19 protein-coding genes and 1 pseudogene are annotated in these 21,354 nt (G+C 39.4%); 1 reads left to right on the plus strand and 19 read right to left on the minus strand.

From position 1 onward, the window contains the following. Positions 1-76 precede the first annotated feature (76 nt). From C3Y93_RS04640 to C3Y93_RS04690, 11 genes and pseudogenes are all read right to left on the minus strand, one after another. Positions 77-688 carry a DUF1788 domain-containing protein gene (locus C3Y93_RS04640; protein ID WP_104852218.1) on the minus strand — a complete coding sequence of 204 codons (612 nt, stop codon included), beginning with the start codon at positions 686-688 and terminating at the stop codon, positions 77-79. Beyond that, positions 685-1,281 carry a BrxA family protein gene (locus tag C3Y93_RS04645; protein WP_104852219.1) on the minus strand — a complete coding sequence of 199 codons (597 nt, stop codon included), beginning with the start codon at positions 1,279-1,281 and terminating at the stop codon, positions 685-687. The genes C3Y93_RS04640 and C3Y93_RS04645 overlap by 4 nt, the downstream gene beginning before the upstream one ends. Positions 1,282-1,444: 163 nt before the next feature. Then, a complete protein-coding gene (locus C3Y93_RS04650; protein WP_104852220.1) occupies positions 1,445-2,452 on the minus strand; it encodes an HNH endonuclease domain-containing protein in 1,008 nt (335 codons plus the stop codon). After that, positions 2,445-3,029, minus strand: coding sequence for a class I SAM-dependent methyltransferase (locus C3Y93_RS04655; protein WP_104852221.1), 585 nt, complete (start codon positions 3,027-3,029; stop codon positions 2,445-2,447). Before C3Y93_RS04655 ends, C3Y93_RS04650 begins: the two co-directional genes overlap by 8 nt. A 72-nt stretch (positions 3,030-3,101) precedes the next feature. Further along, positions 3,102-3,332: a helix-turn-helix transcriptional regulator gene (locus C3Y93_RS04660; RefSeq protein ID WP_045796130.1), complete on the minus strand. Its 231-nt coding sequence runs from the start codon at positions 3,330-3,332 to the stop codon at positions 3,102-3,104. A gap of 95 nt (positions 3,333-3,427) precedes the next feature. Further along, the gene (locus tag C3Y93_RS04665; protein ID WP_104852222.1) at positions 3,428-4,327 is read right to left on the minus strand and encodes a hydrolase or metal-binding protein; all 900 of its coding nucleotides are present in this window, start codon (positions 4,325-4,327) and stop codon (positions 3,428-3,430) included. A 171-nt stretch (positions 4,328-4,498) separates the two neighbouring features. Beyond that, a complete protein-coding gene (locus C3Y93_RS04670; protein ID WP_416224610.1) occupies positions 4,499-5,503 on the minus strand; it encodes a YqaJ viral recombinase family protein in 1,005 nt (334 codons plus the stop codon). Between the two features lie 208 nt (positions 5,504-5,711). After that, positions 5,712-6,746, minus strand: a complete 1,035-nt coding sequence (locus tag C3Y93_RS04675; RefSeq protein ID WP_104852224.1) for a DUF932 domain-containing protein — start codon at positions 6,744-6,746, stop codon at positions 5,712-5,714. Positions 6,747-7,195: 449 nt separating this feature from the next. After that, positions 7,196-8,083: a YagK/YfjJ domain-containing protein gene (locus C3Y93_RS04680; protein ID WP_158660388.1), complete on the minus strand. Its 888-nt coding sequence runs from the start codon at positions 8,081-8,083 to the stop codon at positions 7,196-7,198. A gap of 358 nt (positions 8,084-8,441) precedes the next feature. After that, positions 8,442-8,576, minus strand: a pseudogene (locus C3Y93_RS04685) (transposase domain-containing protein); the annotation flags it as partial. Positions 8,577-9,294: 718 nt separating this feature from the next. Beyond that, positions 9,295-9,678: a transposase gene (locus C3Y93_RS04690; protein WP_104852227.1), complete on the minus strand. Its 384-nt coding sequence runs from the start codon at positions 9,676-9,678 to the stop codon at positions 9,295-9,297. Positions 9,679-9,971: 293 nt separating this feature from the next. Between C3Y93_RS04690 and C3Y93_RS04695 the strand changes: the two genes are divergently transcribed. After that, the gene (locus tag C3Y93_RS04695; protein ID WP_104852228.1) at positions 9,972-10,817 is read left to right on the plus strand and encodes a hypothetical protein; all 846 of its coding nucleotides are present in this window, start codon (positions 9,972-9,974) and stop codon (positions 10,815-10,817) included. Here C3Y93_RS04695 and C3Y93_RS04700 read toward each other — a convergent pair. The 8 genes from C3Y93_RS04700 to C3Y93_RS04735 form a co-directional block, all read right to left on the minus strand. Beyond that, on the minus strand, positions 10,811-11,950 hold the full coding sequence (locus C3Y93_RS04700) for a tyrosine-type recombinase/integrase (RefSeq protein WP_104853241.1): 1,140 nt from the start codon (positions 11,948-11,950) through the stop codon (positions 10,811-10,813). The genes C3Y93_RS04695 and C3Y93_RS04700 overlap by 7 nt on opposite strands. Before the next feature lie 241 nt (positions 11,951-12,191). After that, positions 12,192-13,418 carry a tyrosine-type recombinase/integrase gene (locus C3Y93_RS04705; protein WP_104852229.1) on the minus strand — a complete coding sequence of 409 codons (1,227 nt, stop codon included), beginning with the start codon at positions 13,416-13,418 and terminating at the stop codon, positions 12,192-12,194. Positions 13,419-13,837: 419 nt separating this feature from the next. Beyond that, the gene (locus tag C3Y93_RS04710; RefSeq protein WP_104853242.1) at positions 13,838-14,353 is read right to left on the minus strand and encodes a glycoside hydrolase family 108 protein; all 516 of its coding nucleotides are present in this window, start codon (positions 14,351-14,353) and stop codon (positions 13,838-13,840) included. Between the two features lie 248 nt (positions 14,354-14,601). After that, entirely contained in the window at positions 14,602-14,919 is a 318-nt protein-coding gene (locus C3Y93_RS04715; RefSeq protein WP_104852230.1) for a hypothetical protein, read from the minus strand. Between the two features lie 75 nt (positions 14,920-14,994). After that, a complete protein-coding gene (locus tag C3Y93_RS04720) occupies positions 14,995-16,785 on the minus strand; it encodes an acyltransferase family protein (RefSeq protein ID WP_104853243.1) in 1,791 nt (596 codons plus the stop codon). A gap of 102 nt (positions 16,786-16,887) precedes the next feature. Then, entirely contained in the window at positions 16,888-19,326 is a 2,439-nt protein-coding gene (locus tag C3Y93_RS14405; protein ID WP_213064884.1) for a hypothetical protein, read from the minus strand. A gap of 8 nt (positions 19,327-19,334) precedes the next feature. Then, positions 19,335-20,987: a phage terminase large subunit gene (terL, locus tag C3Y93_RS04730; protein WP_104852231.1), complete on the minus strand. Its 1,653-nt coding sequence runs from the start codon at positions 20,985-20,987 to the stop codon at positions 19,335-19,337. Between the two features lie 3 nt (positions 20,988-20,990). Next, positions 20,991-21,326, minus strand: a complete 336-nt coding sequence (locus tag C3Y93_RS04735; protein WP_104852232.1) for a hypothetical protein — start codon at positions 21,324-21,326, stop codon at positions 20,991-20,993. Positions 21,327-21,354: the final 28 nt, after the last annotated feature.

The following is a 21,354-nucleotide window of genomic DNA, read 5'->3' on the forward strand; positions in this document are numbered from 1 at the left end:
TCACCCTAATTTTTAAATGTTTAAATTCGCTTATGTAAGCACAATTTTGATTCTTAACCTAAGTTCTTTACCTTAGTCAAATCTCAATATTCAATGTTTTTAATTCTGAACTTGTCTTTTCTGGAACCAATCTAAATGCCCGATAATATGGATCAGGCTCAATTATATTTAAGGTCTCAAACTTATTCCCATCATAACTACCTGGGAAAAAAAGTAAGACTGGTGTAAAACCAGTAACACCATGTAAAGCATTAAGTAAAGCTGGAGCTTTAATGTAAGGAAAGCAACTACCAACACCATGCAGAATTATAAAAGAAGGTGTGTCATGTAGAAAGTGATCTACAATATAACTAGCGACCTTCTTTTGCTCAAGTACGCTATCCATCGTTTTCTTTAGAAGATCAAAACCTTTTGATAGTTCTAAGCTATATGTCCTTTCAAGTAGATTTCTTGATTCCAACATGCTTAACATCACATCATAAAGATCGATGACATGAAAATTTAAACTTTCTTTTGAAAAACGTGGAACTAATTTTTTAAGGAGAAAATCCCTTACGATCAGCTCATCTTCTGGATTATAATCAAACACCCAATATGGCATATCATTACTTAAGCTTTTATTTTTCAAAAACTTTTCATTATTAAGTCGCTCAAAAATCAGCGACAAGCGATCATCAATAACACTCATACTCTTCCGCTCATTAATGTCAAAATATCTGATCTACCCAATTCATCACCCAATTGATGAACAATAGGTTCCACAAAAACATTTAGATACTTTAAAGATTTTGTGTTTTCCACATATCCAGCTTCTACAAATGAGGCTATCAAATTTTTTCTAATTTTAATAAGAGTACTGTCTGCTAATTGACTAATATTTTCATTGTATTGCTGATTCAGAAAGCTATCCCAAATATGTTTTGGCATTTCAGTCTTAAATACGGACTGTGGCTGGACAACCGCATAATTGAAAAAATCAAATGCTAATGTCGAATGATGTAACAAAGCAAACAATAAAAGCTGTTTTGTTTCCTTCGCTGTTCCATTTTCAATTACTTCTAAATAATTTTTGGGAAGATCTTTCAAACGATATCGGATACATCTAGCTTGACGACGTGCTGTCTGTATAGAACCTTTCTGAATTAGATTCTGCTCTTCTATTGCTTCAGTCCATTGATGATCAGATAATTTTTTCGATAAAAGCCTAGCTATTGTCCGACTTTCATCTACCATTAAGCTAGAAATTCCAGTGACATCACCTAAGTAAGGGTCCAATCTCATGACATTTTTTTCAATAAAACGACCTAATATTTTAACATACGTTATTTAAGTTCGCTTTAAAATATAAGATGGATCCGTTCCAACTATTCTGAGTTGCCTTAACTAACTACTGGTACACACCTTTCAATTATTTTAAAAAAATGCCCTCCAATTCCACTTCCATTTAACCCATCCACATTAAATAATTATTTTCTTTCCCCTGCGCATACGCCCACTCTGCTACCTTATGCGAACGATCTTTAACAGTCAGAAATCCCAATACAGAAATTCGATCCACAATAATCAAATCTTGATCTTCATTTCGATCTTTCCACTTATGCAAAAACTCATCAGATGCAAGTAGATTACTTTTCTTAGAATTACAGCTTGAATCTGCCAATACAAAATTATGCCCTGTGTCCGATGGATACATAGACCAAGGGATAAAATGATCAACAGCATAATTGCCTTTTCTCATCGGCTTGTTGCAGTAGAAGCATTTACAGTCCTGTAGCTCGACCAACACATTAGCCACAGCATTTAATTGGTTCCGACTCGGCTCAAACATGAATTGTTCAAGATTCGGCAACTGATTCAAAATAGGTGCATTGCTGCTGTTCTTACGGATATAGTCAATCCAACGTTTCTGACAAAGTTCTTCAATGATCTCACTGAATTGCCTTAAGCAAAACATGACTTGCGGTAGAAGAATAAGTTGCTTTCCACACCGATCAAGTTGATATAAAAACTCAAAATTTTGACCATTGATGTTTTGCAAGTAGCGGACTGGCATGTCTTTTACAGTGCGAGCGACATCTTTAACTAGCTTCAACCACACCAATGAATCTCGTCTTAACAATCCAAGGGATGAGTAACTCTGACGAAGCCCAATGATTCGATTTACAATCGCTGCTTGCTTACCATTATTCTGATTTAAGATGAGTTGGCCTTCATCATTAAAGGTATATGGCACTGCTTGCTTCCAATATAGCTCGATAAACTTCTCAGCAATATCCGTATATTCGAGTGATAGACTTTCACCTGAATCTTCACCTTTTTCAATAGCTAATCGGCTTAGGCTAATCAGCAATGCAAATTTATAGGTGCTACTAAAACTACCCGACTGCAAAATCAGCTGAATATTTTTAAGAAACTTGAGCTGTTCCTGCGCCGTAGGAATAAAATCAGCCATATTTTTTCCAAATCAGATTGAGCCATTTTTCTTGTCTATCAGGTCGCTGATCTACCGTGATCCATTGCTGTATCTGTTGAACATTATCAAACTGCTCAAGTAAATCATTTGCTTGAGCTTCATCTAAATCAGTAAATTGCCGCCCATCCTTCTGTCTATCGCCGTTGCCATATTTGAAAGACATATAAAGCACACCATTTGGCTTTAGTGCACTCACCAGTTTTCCTATCACTTCTTTTAAACGAGTACGCTCACAATGCAACAACGATGCGCACGCCCAAATTCCATCATAAGCTTCATAGTCATCAACCTCATAAAAGCTCTTCAACTTAATAGGAATACCTGTAAGTCGAGATGCTTTTTTAACGAGTTCTTCTGAATAGTCTATTGCATCGACCTGATAGCCTTTGTTTTTAAAAGCAAGAGTATCTCGTCCTGAGCCACAACCAACGTCAAGAATCCGAGCACCTTCGAGCAACTCAGCTAAAAATGGCTGATATAGGCTTTCCATATCAACTTCAAACGTTGAAGCTGTAAATTCTTCTGCATGCTTATTATAGTAGTCTATTGTTTTCATTACGGACACTTAGGCTAAAAGACATTTTCAGTCTACAAGAAAACAAAAAAATAAGGGAGCTAAGAGCATCCCTTATTCTCGACTCGCCAACTTACTTTCAATCCATTGATGGATCTCATAAGCTGACCAGCCGATACGATTTTGAGTAATTTTAACTTTCTTTGGAAAAGTTGGATCGTAATAAGGTGAGTTTTCATCCATCATCTCGTAGATGGTAGAACGCCCCACACCGACAAATTCTACGACCTGCTTAATACTGATGAGTTGATTCATTTGAAATGTTTGACCGATAAACGCATTCATGAGGCTAGCTCCTAATCATTGATGCGAGCGGCTATTCGCTCAAATAATAGAGCTGGTCTGTAAAATTTAACGTTAGATATCTTCTCTCCTCTAGCTTAATTCACAGCTCTTACACTCTGCTGCAGCCCCTGCTGAATATCCTGAACAAACCCTTCAGGCGAAGCTTGTTGCTCCACCGCCCGGTTCTGTTCTTGTTCAGGGTAGTATTCCTCCAGTACATCTAACCCTTCCTCTATATCCGTTTCAAACCTTGCATTGGCAAAACCTCGTCTGGCGATATGATCTACAGCCTCCTGATAAAACCCTGCCTGCTTGCTCTGTTCATCAATTTGCTTGGCTTGAGTAATGGCATCATTGAGACTAATCCCATCCCTTAAAATTAGATCCACGTAATACACCGGCTGACGATAGCTTTGTGTGGTGCTTTTGCCTCTTAAAGTCAGTTGCAAAGGCAGGCAAGAGAGTAAACCTCCTGAAGCTGCGTGGTAATAACTCAGCCGTGCAGCCAAAGTCCGAATACTGTTAAATCCTGTGGTTCTAAAGATGAAGGTGCCAAACTCATCCGAGTCATCTAAATTCACATGCAAGCGTCCATAAGGCTTGCAGTTACCTCCTTGAGCCAACGGACATAAATCTGGTGATGGACAGGGATGTTGTTCTACGCCTTGATTGGTTAAACGCTGGCATGTTTCACCGTTGCCGACACATACTGGACGGCCAGTCTGTCGATCAAACAAGCTATATTCTGCACGTAGGTTTAAATCTGGATCATTAAAGATCATTCTGACGGGGATTGAGCGTAGCTTTTGATTCGGCGTACTGGCTCGAAGCTGTTCATCTAATGGATGTTTGACCCATCCCTCTTTGCTTTGGATCTGGGAAGTAATGGTGAACTGATCATCCTTTTCAGGTAGGCGCTTGCCATTCTTTTCTACTACCCGACCAATACTGATACGCCCTAGAGCTGGTGGTGTAATCGCTAAACCTTTAATCATTTTATTTTCCTCAATTTGATTTTGTAAAGATCATCCAGATTTATGTAGATCACCTGATTAAATAAATATGTATATAGCTCGCTACAAAAGCCGCTCCCCGCCCTCTATTCCTAGCGAATGGAGGGCGGGGAGGGGTTTTTGCGAATCGCTATTTAAATGGGCTGAAACAGGCTAGTCGGTATAGATGTTGAATCTACGACCGCCTTGCTTCTGAAGTGGATAAAGCTCAATGAGTTCAGGCTGGTGCTGAAGCAATGCCTTGGTATTCAGACTGATGGAGTCCTTGGCTTTCTTCCACACCACAGAACCATGAGCAAAGGTGGCTCGTTCAGCATCTTTCATCAGCATTTGGATTTGATGCTTCAGTTGGTCAAAGCGTTCCTGCTTATGCTGAATCTCTTCTTTCATTTTGATGAGCTGGTCGAACATCAAATTGGCATTTTCATTTTGCGAGAGATCCTCTACGGTTAAAGGTACATGCGCTGGATAAAGTTGTTGAATCGCTTTAGCTGCGGATTCACTTGCATCCACGGATGGTGGTGTATCCTTTTCCACGCATTCCCAGAAATATCGTTCTGCTTGAACAATATGTTCAATCACGGATTCTGATCGTGTCACTTTGAAGATCTTGGTTTCATGCCCACAGATCAAGACACAAACATGCGCTGCCTGTTTGCCTGTTACCGCAAGTTGGTGTTGCACCTGACACAACACGTATAAAGGCACACCATCTCGCCACAATTTTGCTCCATGCTCACCTGCGGTTTTGCATTCCAGGATCTGAACGTCCTCACTACCGACCACCGTGTAATCCAGATTGGCTAACATAAAGTGTTTATCAGGATCAGGATGCTGAAGCACGGCATTGACTCGTCTCACTTTATTATTGGTATGCAAGCTGTAGTACTCCGCTACCAGTGGCTCTAACTGTTTGCCCCAGTACAACGGTGCAACGCCTGAGCTGTCATCATCAACATTCTGCTGAGTTCGACCAGTTTTAATCATCCACAGTTCCAGCATCGACATGTAGGGATTCAATCCACATGCGGTTGCGGCATCACTACTGCCAATCCCTTGCTTACGCACTTCTAGCCATTCTTGGTAATCCATATTTTTAGTATTGGCTAAACGTTTGGCTGTCGCTGTTCGTTTAGCTACGGTATTTGATTCATTCATCTCATTCGGAATTGGGAAATGAGGGAGTTGAGAGGTATTTATCGGTGCAATCTGATTCATGCTTTGATCCTTATAAATAGTGAGGTCTGTAAAATTTTCGGCATAAAAAAAGCCACATCTGGAGATGTGGCAAAAGGGGGTTTCACTGGAGAAGGATCATCTGCATGACCCTTGACCATTATTGTAATAGCACTGGCTTAAATGAAACTTAAACCACTAAGCGAAGCGCCTGTTCTAGTCCACGCTGCTTTAACGCAGCACCTGCACCAAACCAGGCTGAATCGAGGCGGTGATCGGTACTCATGGCACGACGTTCATGGTCAGCAAACTCGGTGATTGAACACAGCAAACCATAGGCAGTATCTTTGGCTGAGCTGAGTTCTGCACCACGGCCTTGTCCATTAAACATGTCCATGACTTTAGCCATGGCACGTCCATTCGGTTCAGGCTTTTCTTTGACTGGAGTTGGAGTAGCCATATTCCGATAGAACTGAATGATGTTCTCCTCCTGATCGGCAACACTCATGCTGGTATTGTTGAACACTGCATCAAAGAAAGCTGCTGCCTCACCTTGAGTGACTTTACGTTGACTCAGCTGCTTCATCTCATACATGTGTTCATCCCATGCACGAACTGAGATGCCCAATTGTTGTTTGACCTTATCCGCATCAAACTTAGTGCTGTGTGGCACTTTGACTACACCTGCACTGCTGCTTTGTCCACGTAGGGCAATGGCTAAGGTGTTATTGCATACAACCCTAATATTGGTGAACTGTGCTGTAGTGGCAAGTGTACCGTCACAGGCAGTCGCCAGCAGAATATAGCCATTGCTGACATCCTTACCCTTGAGTGCTGTGCTTTGTCCGGTACGGGCCAATGCCCAGAACTTCTTCCCGCCTTTCAGTACACCCGCTGTTTCCAACTCAAAGCCGGATTGCTCAGTCAAATCCCGGTAGAACTCCAGAATCTCCATCGGCTGGACTTCCTGATAACGCTGACTGACCACAGACAAGGGTGCATGAGTATCGGAACGATACAGTACTCGCTGTTCTTCATAGGGCATAATGATGCTCTGCCCACGTTCATTCTGTGCCATGTAGCTGACATCGGAAGATTCAATTCGCCAGTCCATGCCTGCCTGTTTTGCCCAGACTTCAATCGGCTGATTTTGAGTGAGTTGATTCCCTAGACCATGCCAAGGAGTTTGACCGACATACGCCATTTGTTCAAGTTGATGTGCCATAGTTAGTCTCCTTTTAATATCTGTTATAGACTTGAAGGGATTGACGTAAATTGGCATCAAAATGGTTTTTACATGAATGGCAATAGTACATAGGCTGATTAGTTTCATCATTCGTTAACGCCATAAACACCCCGCTAATAACGATCCCTGCAATTGCCCCAATAACTGGGGGTAGATTGGTTGAACGAATTAGGTTTACCCCTAATGCTGACATTGTGGTAGGAGAAGTCAGTAAAGTTGAAACATCGGATACTGCTGGCACTCGTGACTTGATCCCAATCAAGCTGATCTGACTAGAATTACAAGATGGGCATTGTTTCATAATATATAGCTCCAAATAACGAAAAAGCCTGCTTTTGAAAACAGGCTTAAAATTCATTGATTTAATAGCTCAAAGTAAAAGAGCCATGACATTCATAGTGATGTTATATATTTGAAATAATTTAGCTTTAGATTCCTCTTCTCCAGCTAACATTAAATTGACCTGTCCCAAATGTTTTCATTTTAGGTAATTTGACTTTTAAAAATTGATTGGTTTTCTCAGGATTCACGAGATACATTGCCGCATTGATTGCATTAGCTACTTCCCTGGCATTATTACGATGAATCATTCCCACTCCCAAAGAACCAACATCTCTAAATTTGGCTTTATAATCCGGATGGTTGGATGTAAAAAAAGTCCCTTTTCCATTGAGAAGCTTCTGCCAACACTCACCCACTTCTAAACCTAAGTAGCAGTCATTTTGATGCTTGTGACCATCGTAGATAAGAAGTAAATGGCTGTGGTATCCTCGCTGCTCGCCTTGCTCTACTGCCCAGGCATATCCCTGTAAATCAGAAAAACAACCATCCTTATTGGATATTCTATTTCTCAAGGTTTTCATATATTGAGCATATTCAACCATTGATACGTCTATTGCTCCCTCCTCATCAAAATAAAGATCCACTCTCACAAAAAGTAATTTTGCATAATGCTGTGTGAGTTGATTTACATATTCTTTTAAAGACTCACGGTTCAAGACTTCCTGTCTTTTTAACTTTTCTGTATCTGCCTTCAGCGCAGATCCTTGGTCCTTTATAATCCCAATAAGAGCTTTAGTTAAATTATCATCTAAGTATATAATTATATTATAATTTATACCAAACCCATCTGCTTCTAACCTCCTATCAATTAAAGCAACTATATCAGAAAATATTCGAATAGATAGGCAATAAGATAGTCCTGGCTTATCATGAAATTTAAAGGGTACAATTAATTCAGACAGAGTTTTCCTGAACTCTTTTAACAAAATCCCTTGGTAAGGGATTTTTCTTATAAAAAGATCAATTTGAGTCATCACATAGGACTCATTGTAAAATAATGAAGTATCAAACATGCTCATCACGCTTAGGTTATTAATCATACCTAAGCATGCTATGTATTTTTTTATGAGCTTCTTATCTATCACTGCTAGCCATAAGCAGTGAGACCAGTTCAATGGTAAAGCTCTATGTAAGAAAATGAATAGATTAGATATTTTTAAATTCTTATTAAATTAAATATATAATTATAAAAACCCATTAAGAGAATAGCTTAAGAACACGGGGTGGCCAACGATCAAAAGAAAGGCAACCCAGCTCATCCTTGTCATTCATAATTTTTTTGAAGCTAAAGTTAACTTTTTAAGACAAGCGTTTGGTTAACCTCATGTGGTGTCAAAATAGTTGCCAATTATGTGTACGCAACCTTTTCAACGCATCACTTAAATAGGCATAGGGACTTAGCCCATTCAGTTTTACTGACTGAATCAAGGTCATGATATTCGCCACTAGCTGACCACTTTGTAGTGAGCAACAAACAACTAGTTCTATGCCCCATGAGCTGCAGTTAATGCAGAGCAACAGGGACGTATCTGATCGTTAGATCATCAGACGTAATTACCTACGCGAACCTAGGAACCATGCATATGAGCTTTCCAGCACACAGCCTAATCTCTACGAAGGCGCAATTCAGCACCCGGTTATACCCTCCTTAATATTCAAAAATTACGTACTCCTTTGCGTAGTACAAGTAGTAGATCTAAATATTAGCGGACGCTTCCATACCCGATGACTTAGCTTCAGAATATAGCGGCTGTGCCATTTCTTTGATGACCGATTTAAGGCAGACCCAGTAGTGACCGCATTGTTTGGCAGATAGAAGGTTTGGAGGACGGCTGAATAGACTGATTTAGAGCATATTCACCCTCCGCTGTAATGCGATTCTCTGCCAGAGCAACCCCTGGATCAAGGGCTGTAACTGCTCCGAGCTAATCGCCACTATTTCAATCTGGTGAACTTTAGCCCAGTGAAATTTACTTTATTCTAGTAACTAGCAGCCAGGCACACAGCCAGCCCCCTGTCCATCATGCACCACGACTTTCATATGATAGTCATGCTTATTACAAAACAAGGTAGGCACATTATGGTTTGATGTAGCCAAAGGCTCTCACCACCTGAGCCATGGTCGTATCCATACCTGCACGCATGTCCATGGGCTGAGTAGACAACCAGATTTCATCAATGCGGATCATGTTGCCAGTGCCTTGAGTAATTCTGCCAAGACAGGTATTTCTGATGTCTGCCATTTTAGCTGAATATCATTATTCGTATGAGGCACGGTGATACACAACGTGATCCTCTCATCAATAGGTTGGCTGATTGCAGCAGTGTAAGGCAAAGCAATAAATGCTGGATTCACATGAGTAGGATCCTGCACGGCACCATCATGATGGCTGAAGATCCTGATCCAACGACTGACAAGGTTGGCATTAATACTAGGTTGCAGTGCGACCGAAGCGATCGAGGTATTAGGATTTTTGCAGGCATTGACAATACTGAGTTTGAATTCTTTGCTGTATGTTCTGCGTTTTTTAGCAACAGGAGGTGTTGCTGAATATATATCCGTGTTCATGGATTAAGTCCCCACTTGTTTTTAGGTGGGGACTAAATTAAGGCTTATAGGATCGCTTGGTAAGGCTGTGTTAGCCGGATGCTTACCCAAAAAAATAAAAAAATAACATAAGTATTTGATTTAATATTAAATAGATAATTAAAATATCACTAAAATATCACTAAAATATCACTAAAATATCACTAAAATATCACTAAAATATCACCAAAATAATATTTAAATATTCCTTAAATATCTTTATTTTTTTTAAAAAAAAGGATAAAAGTATCATTATCAACAAGGAATTTTGTATCATGGCAGTGCACTTTAAGTATTCAGACCTATTGGAAAAAAAGTTATATGAATGCTCAAATAGGCAACTTAACTTTTTATGCTATAACTTGAAAATCTGTAACAAAGATCAATTTATATTTATCAACAACTTAAATAAACACGTAAAAATATCTCAATTAAGAAATCAAATTGATTTTTTTGAAATTGATCTGAATAAATTAAATTCAATACTAATGGAAAATTTGATTGATGAAGAATGCTTTAACCATCTTCAGTCTAATGATTTAAGACAAATAGTCTTTTTATTACATAAGCATTTACCTGAGGGAACTAAAGGATTACCAAACACGAATCTATACGAGTATTTGCAATTTACGATAGATACCATTAACAAATCGATTAGAGAGAAAATAAATTTTTTATTCATGTACATGCACAACTACCAACACAACGCCACCCCTGAAAATGATCTTAAATGGATAGATTTTAAAAATTCACACCAGACAAGTTGGATCATTAAATATCTCGAATCTAAAAACTTGCTACTAAGTTTATTTTTGGGAAATTTTAGCTTAAGGGATCAACCATCTATTATTATTACCTCCTCTTTAGACTCCCTATCCCTTGATACAAAAGAAAAAAAACTATTACTTCAAAGAATGTCAAAATCGTGGAGCCAACAAAAATTTAGAGATGCGGGAAAAACCAAGACAAAACACCACTTACCTCTCACAAAACAAGCGAAAAGAAATCTAAAAAAACTTGCGCTCTTTAAAAACAAGAGTGAGAGCGAAATACTTGAAGAATTAATTAATGAATCGTATTTACTTGAAATGTGTGATGATGAAGGGAGGGCTCTTTACTGAGCCATCCATTCCCTCACCTGCTCCCCGTACCACTCCATCAACCTTACCCTTTCATCCCAATATTGCGCTCGGTTATAGGCCGAGCGAATTCTATTTTGCGGCACATGAGCAAGCTGGCGCTCAATGGCATCTGGATTAAACAGATTCGATTCATTTACGACAGTACTGAATAGAGATCTAAAACCATGTGTGGTCATTCGTCCCGTATAGCCTGAACGTTTGATCACAGCCAAAATAGACTCACTACGCATTGATTCTTTGTTATTTAAACGATGTGGAAATAACAGTTCCTGATTATGAGTAAGCCTCAAAGCCTTTAGCTCAGCAATAATCATGTCCGTCAACGGTACACGATGCGGAAGACGGTTCTTCATACGCTCTTCAGGGATATCCCACTTACGTCCTTCCAGATCAAATTCTTCCCAGCGTGCTTGCAGCAACTCACTAACCCGAACGCCTGTCAGCATAATCAGAATAATCGCATGATGTGTCTGAGCATCACTTGGGTATGCTCTTACCTTTCTTAAAAATTCAGGCATTTCAGAGGCCGAAAGCGAAGCTAAGTTTTTGACCCGTTTATTCTTGAGGGCATAAACTAAATCACCTGCCGGGTTGTCATAGCGGTATCCATGGGCAATAGCGTATTTCATGACCATGCCGCAACGAGATAAGGTACGTTTTGCAATTTCAAGCGAGCCTCTTGCCTCAATTTTCTTAATGATCTGCAGAATCTCAGGTGCCTGAATCTGATTAATACGCTTATTAGCAAGAGCAATATAAAGCTCATCCAAGGAAGCTCGAACATTACTAATATGTTTGGATGACCAGGTTTCTTTTTGATTATTGAACCAATCCTCTGCGACTTCCTTAAAATAAGGCTGCTCCTGCTCGACCTCAGTTGTATTTTTGAGTTTATATCTCAGATCAAGCGCGATCTCCCTTGCACGCTTTAAACTTAGCTCAGGATAGATACCTAATGCTTTGGACTTCCTTTGTCCATTTTCCGTGTATCTGATAGACCAATATTTTTTGCCATTCGGATCGACTCGTAAAGACAGACCATTAATATCAGAAAGGCGGTACTGTTTTTCCTGCGGTAATGCTTTTTTACACAGCACATCAGTAAGCGACATATCTTTGTCCCACATAATTAAACTTATTTAGTGGGTCAAATTGTCCCAATTTTGACCCTAATAAAGCAAAAATAGGGTCAAACAGCTTAGGACAGAGTCGGACAATACAGCCAATAAAAAAGCCTTTAAACATTGAGTTTAAAGGCTTTTTTAGATTCCGATGGATTACTTCGGAAAGAATTTTGGTGGAGGTGGCGTCAACTTAACTGAAACTATAACTTACTAATATTTATTAAATTAATTACTCTACATTTTTATGCGTTAATTGATCCAAATAATCAGACCATGCTTGCATCATCACTGAACGCTCCTCCAAATACTTAGTACGGTTGTACGCTCGACCATGCATATCGCGAACCTGATGTGCAAGTTGTTGCTCTATACGTTCAATAGGAAATTTTAGAACTTCATCTAATAAAGTTCTTGCCGTAGCTCTAAAGCCATGCCCTGTTGTCTCACCATTTTCAAAACCATATTGTTTCAATCGTTTATTAATAGTTGATTCACTGATGGTTTTCGTTTTATCTCGCATAGACACAAAACAATATTCGGTATATCCAGTAATGCAATACAATTCTTGGAACAGCTTCAAGACTTGATCAGACAAAGGAACAATATGTTGTAGGGCTGTCTGATTTTTGGTCTTAGGCGGTGTATAACTCCATGTTCTATTTTTAAAATCGATATCTGCCCATTTTGCTGCACGTAATTCTCCAGGACGCACAAATACATGGGGTAAGATTTTGACTGCATAATCAATAGCAATATCCCCACGACCTGCATGTGTATTAATATTCTTTAATAGTTGTCCTAGCTTTTGCTCATCAGTAATAGCCGCTCGATGCTTAGTTTTACCCACCTTCAAAATACCGCTAATTTGGTCAGCAACGTTAAATTGACATAAACCCAAAGCAATCGCATAACGAAACACCTGAGATGCTTTACTTCTCATTCGCTTTGCTGAGTCAGTCTTACCTTGTCTTTCATAAAGACGGCATACTTCCAAAATTTGAGTGGCTGTTATCGAATCAATGGGGAACTCACCAATAGCAACATAAAGCTTATCCCAGATAAACTGATTCCGACGTTGTGTACTTGGTTCCAGCTCTTCAGTCTTACGGAATTCATCTGCTACTGATCTAAAACTATTATTTCGACATTGGGACTGTTTATCTTGCTTTTGAATTGCTGGGTCAATATTCTGCGCAAGCAGTTCTCTAAACTCACTTCGTTTTGCGCGAGCTCTGGCCAATGTACAACTTGGATAAATACCGATAGCTATAGTGGCTCTTTTCTTAGAGATTGGGCGAATATAATCAAAACGCCAATATGCCCCACCTTTTCTATCTAACAATAGATAAAGGCCACCACCATCTGAAAGCTTAATATTCTTTTCAAATGATTTCTTTTGCATTGATATTGCAGACTTAATTTTTGAGTCAGTCAGACTGATAACTAATTTAGGCATTTTTACGGTATATTTTTGTCAGAAATGGAATGTACCGTAAAAAATACCGTAAAAAATTACGGTATCCTAAAACGCCCTCGGACATTATCGGACAATAAGTAGATATAAGTTATTAATTTTTAATAATATTAGGATTAATTCGGATGTGATCAAACAAGGAAATGGTGCGCTCAGCGTGCATATAATATAATTCTTATATTGTTGATTTATATTAAATAATAAACTAATAAAAGTATGTGTAACGCAAACTGTAACGCATAAATAAAAATCAATCCCCATTTCCGTTTCTTTGTGCGTGATTCGTATGCTCATAAAAAGGTAGGTTATCCACACAATTAATTTAATGTATTCTAAAACAGCAAACCCCAACACGCCGCGCTGCGTAGGGTTTGCGCCAAAGCCCTCAAATGAGAGCTTTTTTAATTATCCTGAGCCGCGTACTTCAAGTTGTCTGCTACCCGATTAGTCCAGCCTTTGCCGTATGTTTTGAATGTGCTCAGGCTGGTGTAAAACTTCAAACGCTCTGCGGTTAAACTTAAAATTACATCGTTCAAGTCATGCGCATTCACAGCTGCTAAAGTTTGTGGCCCAATGATGCCGTCCGCAGGCACACCAACTGCCTGCTGTAATTCTTTAATCGCTCGACTTTTCCCTGCATTAATCGCAAAGTCCCAAAGCTGGAATACGATTGCCGAGTGCATACCATCTGCCCCAAGCTTGTCCCACCAATCTTTTTTATAAATCGATTTAGCCTGCGCCAGTGTGAGATTTTTAATATCAAGATTAGGGTATGTATTTGCAGCTAAGCCAAACTTAGTGCCTTTTAAGGTGCCTACACCAACACGCCCGCCAGTCCAGTTGCCTGGATCACGACGATCTGTACTGTAACCACCTTCATGCCCGATTAATCGCTTAAACGCTTCATCAAAAGTAATCGAATCAACTGGAAGATTTGCGAAGCCTAAAACGGTTGGTTCAGGATGTAATTCAGGCTGATATTTTTTTTTGCCGAACAATGCTAGTGCAGGCAAAACTACAGTTAAAAGCATGGCGTGATACTGCGGTGCTATCAACTGAGTGTTCACACCTTCTTGAATTAGCACAGGCAACACACCAAAAATAAATGCCCCCCAAGCTGGAAGTTTTACAGACAAATATTGCCACGCGCTTTCTTGAATAAATTTCATTGTTTTTTATCCTCTCGCTGACTTTGAACAATGGCTACATCTTGTTTAAGTTGATTAATAGAAGTTACAGCCCAGCTGCCGCCTGAAATTGCGATGCTAATAAGAACCCCTAAGCCCCATTTGAGCATTCCAATTGCACCCTGCGCTTTGTGATTGTCTTGCTCTAGCACTTCAACTTTAATGCGCTGTTGCTCTAGTGCTTGGTGATAACTTTTGTTAATCGCATTTGCTTCAATCAATTGTTCGGATACGCGTTGCAGCCGATCCGACACCTCATTTAATTTTTTCCAAAGTGATGCACTCGGCTCATTCACTTGCGCCCCCTAAATTTTGGTAATAAAAAACCCTGATCTAATTAAAGATCAGGGTTGGATGTGGTTTGTTGGGTGTTAATACTTAAACATGCTTTCGAATGTTGGCCTTAGTATTTCAGCCCCTGTAATAGTCAAATGATCATCATCAAAATAATATGGTTTTTTGTCAACCGTACTAATAGCACATATCGGATTACAGAATGTTGGAGCAGTTTCTAAATAATTAAAGTTCGAAAATTTTAACTGTAACTTTTTAACACTACCAATCACATCTTTATTTCTTGATACATATTGAGCATGGGTAAGAGTTGAAACTTTATTCTTAAACAATGCCTTAGGGATTGATGATTCATAATACTTGCTATATTCATACATAGGCACAGGAAGTATCACGGTTACCTTAATATTTTCCTGGTTGCTTCGTTGAACCAAATCCTCTAATTTATTTAAATCTAAACCACCAGATTTATAATGAAGAAATATCCAAGAGATTTTCTTTTCAAGGGCCTCATTAATAATTTCTTTAGGTGGTAAAACACCACCCATCATTGGAGTATTGTTCACAAAAAAGTACGTGTTGTACTTATGCAAATCCATTACTGATGTAAACACTGTTTTAATGGAATCAGCATGGCTATTTCCTATTAATAATACTGAATTTTCATGCTTGCTAGAGTTTAGTTTGCAGCTAATTTCCCCAGGATTAGTGATACGCATAATTTTCCCGCATCTATAAGTTGCACGATCACGCAATCCATTAAAAATATTTCGCTGCTCCTCACTATAAAACTTAGACGTAATCTTTGTCATTCCTGTTAAGCACAATATCGCAATAAATGATATTAAATAGACTCTCCCTATTTTATTGAATCTACGTACCTCTACAAATTTGTGCATCAATATTGATGCGAGAGCTATAAGTATTAATAAAATAATTTTATCGGTATAGCTTTCTGGGTATAGTTTTGTTCCTGAAAATGGCTCATATAAATACAAAACAATAATTGGGAAATGAACTAAATATATTGAGTATGAATAATTACCAACATTAGCTAAACACTTACCAAGAAAAGAATTAATAATTCTCTTTGGAAGCCCAAAAACAATAATAAAAGCGGTTGCCAAACATACCAATAATGCATAAAAACTAGGGTGGCCGTACATTCTGTTCAATGACTGACCATCAACATTGATGAATGGGATGGCTGTTAGGACCAATAAGCCAAGTAGCCCCCACACCTCAAGGTTCTTGTATTTTAAATTACCATTAATTGTGAAAAATGTAGCAACCGCGAAACCAATTAAAAACTCCCATATTCTTAAAGGCATCATAAAAAATGATGTTTTAGGTGAAATACCAACAATAAAAATACACGCAGCTAATGACGCAAGAAGAAACAGCGGTAATAAAATTTTAGATTTTCTAAAAAACCATACTAATAATGGAACAATCAAGTAAAATTGGATTTCTACCCCAAGCGACCATAAATGAAGTAGTGGGTTGAAATCGGTCTTTGTAAAATATGAGTTTTGCATCCAAAACCCAATATTATTTGCAAAAAACAAACTATATATTGATTGGCTCACGACCTGCCCTAACTCAGAGGGCAAAACCAAAAATAAAGATGCAAAGAGAGTTAAGCCAACTGTAGCGAAGTATGCAGGTAATAGTCTTTTTGCTCTACGCTCAAAGAATTTTCTAATATCTCCTTGTTTGTAAAGGATGGCCATCAAGAAGCCGCTTACCACAAAAAAGACATCTACACCCAAAAAACCACTGGACAATCCGGCTATTTCTAAGTGAAACAGGACAACAAATAAAACTGCCATCCCTCTTAATATTTGTATATCTTGTCTAAATTCCATTGTTTGAATTTTACGAAAAAAAAGTGCATACATTATACAAATAAAAACGTTATATCTAATGACAAAAAAACCCCGATCTTAAATAAGGTCGGGGTTACACATTTAAACAATTTTAGCTTTCACTGTACCACTTACCAAATCAACGGTATCATCAGTCCTGTTTTCAAAATAGTAAGACACAGTATTTGCTGCGCTCACATAACCAATAAGACTCACGCCTTGCAGATCCTTATCGAATGACATATTTACATTGTCACCAAGATTCGCACCTGTCACAGTCATAGTTTGAATTACATCACGAGTACCAGCTGCTAGACTTGGCGGGTCGTATGTCACAGTCGCTTGTTTAATCACATTTCCTACTAAGGCAACTAAAAAGTCAGTAGTTCCCCTATAGAGCGCAACATCAAACTCCGCAACACAAGAGAAGTTTGTGAAAGTGACTGATGCTTGACCGTTCACCGTATAACCTGATGGGGCATTAAATGTAACTGTGGTTGGCGTGAAGTTATTTGCTGATGATGTTCCAAAAACTACAAGTTTTCTAAAATCGTAAGCAAATAATCGAATCAAGTCCAATCTCGGGGTTGCTATATTTACATTTAAATTGTTGGTGAAATACCTAACAGGCGATCTATCCTGATTAACAATATCTATAGAGCCGTTTGTTGTCGCATATATCGCTTGTTCTGAAGAAAGAACACTACCATAGTACCCCATACTTAGAGATTTGAAAGCAGCAGTAGTAATTCCACTAGTATTACTACTGAGCCTACCATTGTTTGCACGTGTGCTGCGTGACAAGTTGGATGGCCCAGTCGATAGGATTGAGAAGCTTAAATCTGCACGAGTTAATCTTGCGACCTCAAACTCACTAGCCTCACAGTACAAGTTTCCTATAGCTCCACCAAGACTTGCACTTGCTGGACTTTGACCAATTCCGAACACAACTCCGCAATATTGACCAACTAAGTTATCAACAAAAGGCGGGTACAATGACTGACATAAATATCCGTAGCTACACCGTGTTGCATCAATTTTGGCAAACTTATTTACAGATGAATCTCCACCACTACTAAGAACGCCAGCTCCAAATAAATAGCGTAGGCTTCCAGTTTGCAAAGTTAAATCAAACCATGTGTTGAGGTTAAGCGTTTTATTCTCTCTATCAACTGAATCAACAAAAAATAACTCACCTCCAATAATGACGTGTAAATGCGTTTCTAAAACTTCTGGTGGCAGCACATCAACAGTAATTTTAGATTTTGCACTTGTTGACCCAGACGATCCAGAATCTATACGATTTGAAAAGTTTGCCGATAAAGAACCGCTAACCCAACCACTACCACAATCGCTTGCTTTTACATCTCCAAAATTAGTAAGTGTTGTCAGGTTATTACATGAAAGTCCAACCTGACTAAATCTTGACACGACTATGTTTGTAATAGCATTCCGAGAACTTGTGTAGACACCACCCCACTTGATACCAACGCGACAAGTTCGGCTTGCGTAAGATACTGATCCTGTGCCGTGAGCATTAATAGACCCACTCCACACAAAAGACTGACCCGTGTATGCGGTAAACATTGTATCAATAGCATTTAAAGCAGTTATGGTGAAGTAGCCGATAACCATTTTTGTTTTTGAGCCAGCAGAACCACCAAAAACAATGCCTTGCGACGTTCTAAAACTGCCATTGCAGTACGCAGTACCGACATCGTTCGCTGCAATGTAATCAAAGAACTCTTGTATAGGTCGATAGGCATCAAAAGTAGTTGGCGCTGCTTTATATGATGTTAATTCTACATCTGTAAAAAAATCCCAGACTGACATGTTTTCGCGTTGCAGCTTAGGGTAAACAAACTCATTAATTTCATATTGGTTAGTATCTTTATGGACGACAAAAGATGAATCCCATCCACCATCTACTGCAATTTGTGCCAATCGCTGCATCAAGTAGTTGTAGTACTCATCTAACTGATCTAGTGCCACACCTTGGGCTTGAATTTCAGCGAGTAAATAAGCCCTAAGCTCATCATCTTTATCGTCAACATAGTCTTTTAGGTTATCAATATTGCCCTGAAGCTCAACATCTTTTTGACCTACATAAGAAGCAAGATTGCTGATGTTCTCCTGAAGCTGTGTATCTTTTTGGTCGATATAGGTTTTTTGCTCTCCATGTAATCGATCTACATAAAGACGAAGTAAATAGTCAGCAACACCAAGCTCTTGCAGCTTCAACCAAATCCAGTCAAAATCCTTATTCACAGCTGGTGGGCGGAATGAGTTGTTGTAGGATTGGTAATCTGTAGTGCGACTGAATGGTGTATTGCGCTGTAAGGTAATCTTCTTACCATTCTCAGGCGCAGTATTAAAAACCACAGCGCCATTGCTTAATGACCACGCACCCACAACTGGCTCTATATCATCAACCAGTACAATTAAATGGTCTCGATTATCACAATCAAATTCCAATTCAAAGCTGGTAGCGGTGCCATTCGCAGTATATTCAATATATGGCGTTTGTTCTGATACAGCCATAAAACCCCCTAATTCTCAAAGTCTAAGGCGGCCTCAATCACGCCACCGTTTGTTCTCCAATTAGGTCTTTCATTCGATTCATTTTGTCTGTGTATTTTGCCTACGCGTTCAGGTGAATCAGTAATTGCACCTGCTAAAGAATCAAGATCATCGTCTGGTTGTTCTGTGATTGCAGGGTTGAACATGCGCATATTTTTATATTGTCTTGAGCTATTTTCGCCTTCTTCTGGTGTATCAATGACAGACGTATGCACCCACAGTAAACCTGACATTAACGGCCCTTCCAATGCTTCTAGAATGCGTTTATTTTTAGCACCTGTACTGTGCTGTTCTTTTACACCACAACGCATGCGACGTGCTTTCAATGCGCCCTTTAAGGCTGCTGGTGCAAAGTTACCAATGCCATTGGTCTCTATCGTTAGGCTCGGCACATTAAACTGATCAATCAGGTCGCACAGCTGCCATACCTGACCACCAACAATATTGCCATGCTGATCATGTGTGACCACATCACCAGTCAATGCTACCGATCTATGCCAATACTTATTACCAAAGTCATCATGCAGCACCAATGCCACCGATGAAATATCAGATTTAAGTTTTCCGCTTGATGGGTCCCAGCGCATCGTAATACCAACAATTTGACGCTCACCCAGCATCATAATGTATTGGCCATTAGCGCGTTTTAATTCAGGCTCACAGTCATAAGGAATCATCTTGTCGGGATCAAGGCGCACTTCGCCAATAGGCTTGGCATGCATCTGGTACTGTGAATCCCATTCGTTTAATGTTCGGCACTCTCTGCGGCGTTCTCCCATGACTTGCGGTGTAAAACGTTCAGGCCATAGTGATTCACTATAGACATCAATCAGGTAATGGCTTTCAGTGAAAATGATCGTCCAAGTATTACCATTCGATCTAACCAGATAATCTTCTTTTTCTTTTAATAGTCTAGCTGTGCTACTAATGCCGCTGAATATGTACACAGGCTTGAAATCAACGATACATTCCACTGTATTTTCAAAACGTTTTTCTTTTTCAAACATTTTAAGAATCATGCATTTTGCACCCTGCTTTTGCACTTGTGTATAAAGTGAATCATGGGTATGCGGTGTGCCGACAAATAGCTTTTGTCCACCTGGTATAAGAATGTGCGTCTGCTCAGATAGACGATAGCGCAGCTTTTCACGTGCTTCAGGTGTGCCGATGTTGGCTGGCATTTCCACATCATCGTTTTGAATCTCATGCGCACGCGCACCAGTCACGTTGGATAATACTCCACGCGCATGCAGTGAGCCGTGCCTCACATCTTCCGATCCAGTTACCCACCATTTTTGCAACTCACCACGTTCTTTAAATATGCCAAACAATTGACACAATGGATGTTTTTCAATGACTTGTTGAGTACCGCGGCTACACTTTGAAGCATCCCCATCGGTTGCGCCTTGGTGCAGAATCAATCGATTGCGATCAGTGAATAACTTCCATGCATTATAGATATCTAGAATCGTAGATTTACCGTGACCACGTGGCATCATTAAAAGCCCAAGTGTGCCGTAGTCCTCTAAAAAATCGCAGACGTCTAAATGAAAATCAGGCACATCCCAGCCCATTGCCTCGGCATAGACTAGAAAGAAAGCAGCAAAGCTGACCTTGATCATGTATTAGCTCGGACGCTGTTTGCGTTCTTCCAGTTTCTTAGTCACACTTTCCAGAATGGCCTCTGCCTGTGCCTCTGGTGATACCTTCCGATCACTTCCGTCACCAGCTGACAATTCATCATCAAGCAAGACTCGGTTTAGTTTCTCCATGCAGGTTAGTGCTTCTTTTGCTCCTTTGTATAACCAGACCTTATCGCCACGACCAGCCTTGTCGAAAACATCCTGACCATAAGCTTCAGTCATTAGATCAACTGCGTCTGACCCTGCCATTTCCATACAGAGTTTTAATTTCTCTACTGTTTCAGGCTTTAAAAAACGCAATTTCTTTACATCCGACATAAAAAATCCCCCGCATATAAGCCATATA

The sequence above is a fragment of the Acinetobacter sp. SWBY1 genome (assembly GCF_002946595.1).
Lineage (GTDB): Bacteria > Pseudomonadota > Gammaproteobacteria > Pseudomonadales > Moraxellaceae > Acinetobacter > Acinetobacter towneri.

Bases quoted from the DNA above. Each gene is read 5' to 3' on its own strand.
- C3Y93_RS04640 (WP_104852218.1), bottom strand. From the start codon at position 688: ATGAGTGTTATTGATGATCGCTTGTCGCTGATTTTTGAGCGACTTAAT.
- C3Y93_RS04645 (WP_104852219.1), bottom strand. From the start codon at position 1,281: ATGAGATTGGACCCTTACTTAGGTGATGTCACTGGAATTTCTAGCTTA.
- C3Y93_RS04650 (WP_104852220.1), bottom strand. From the start codon at position 2,452: ATGGCTGATTTTATTCCTACGGCGCAGGAACAGCTCAAGTTTCTTAAA.
- C3Y93_RS04655 (WP_104852221.1), bottom strand. From the start codon at position 3,029: ATGAAAACAATAGACTACTATAATAAGCATGCAGAAGAATTTACAGCT.
- C3Y93_RS04660 (WP_045796130.1), bottom strand. From the start codon at position 3,332: ATGAATGCGTTTATCGGTCAAACATTTCAAATGAATCAACTCATCAGT.
- C3Y93_RS04665 (WP_104852222.1), bottom strand. From the start codon at position 4,327: ATGATTAAAGGTTTAGCGATTACACCACCAGCTCTAGGGCGTATCAGT.
- C3Y93_RS04670 (WP_416224610.1), bottom strand. From the start codon at position 5,503: ATGAATGAATCAAATACCGTAGCTAAACGAACAGCGACAGCCAAACGT.
- C3Y93_RS04675 (WP_104852224.1), bottom strand. From the start codon at position 6,746: ATGGCACATCAACTTGAACAAATGGCGTATGTCGGTCAAACTCCTTGG.
- C3Y93_RS04680 (WP_158660388.1), bottom strand. From the start codon at position 8,083: ATGACTCAAATTGATCTTTTTATAAGAAAAATCCCTTACCAAGGGATT.
- C3Y93_RS04690 (WP_104852227.1), bottom strand. From the start codon at position 9,678: ATGAACACGGATATATATTCAGCAACACCTCCTGTTGCTAAAAAACGC.
- C3Y93_RS04695 (WP_104852228.1), top strand. From the start codon at position 9,972: ATGGCAGTGCACTTTAAGTATTCAGACCTATTGGAAAAAAAGTTATAT.
- C3Y93_RS04700 (WP_104853241.1), bottom strand. From the start codon at position 11,950: ATGTCGCTTACTGATGTGCTGTGTAAAAAAGCATTACCGCAGGAAAAA.
- C3Y93_RS04705 (WP_104852229.1), bottom strand. From the start codon at position 13,418: ATGCCTAAATTAGTTATCAGTCTGACTGACTCAAAAATTAAGTCTGCA.
- C3Y93_RS04720 (WP_104853243.1), bottom strand. From the start codon at position 16,785: ATGGAATTTAGACAAGATATACAAATATTAAGAGGGATGGCAGTTTTA.
- C3Y93_RS14405 (WP_213064884.1), bottom strand. From the start codon at position 19,326: ATGGCTGTATCAGAACAAACGCCATATATTGAATATACTGCGAATGGC.
- terL (WP_104852231.1), bottom strand. From the start codon at position 20,987: ATGATCAAGGTCAGCTTTGCTGCTTTCTTTCTAGTCTATGCCGAGGCA.
- C3Y93_RS04735 (WP_104852232.1), bottom strand. From the start codon at position 21,326: ATGTCGGATGTAAAGAAATTGCGTTTTTTAAAGCCTGAAACAGTAGAG.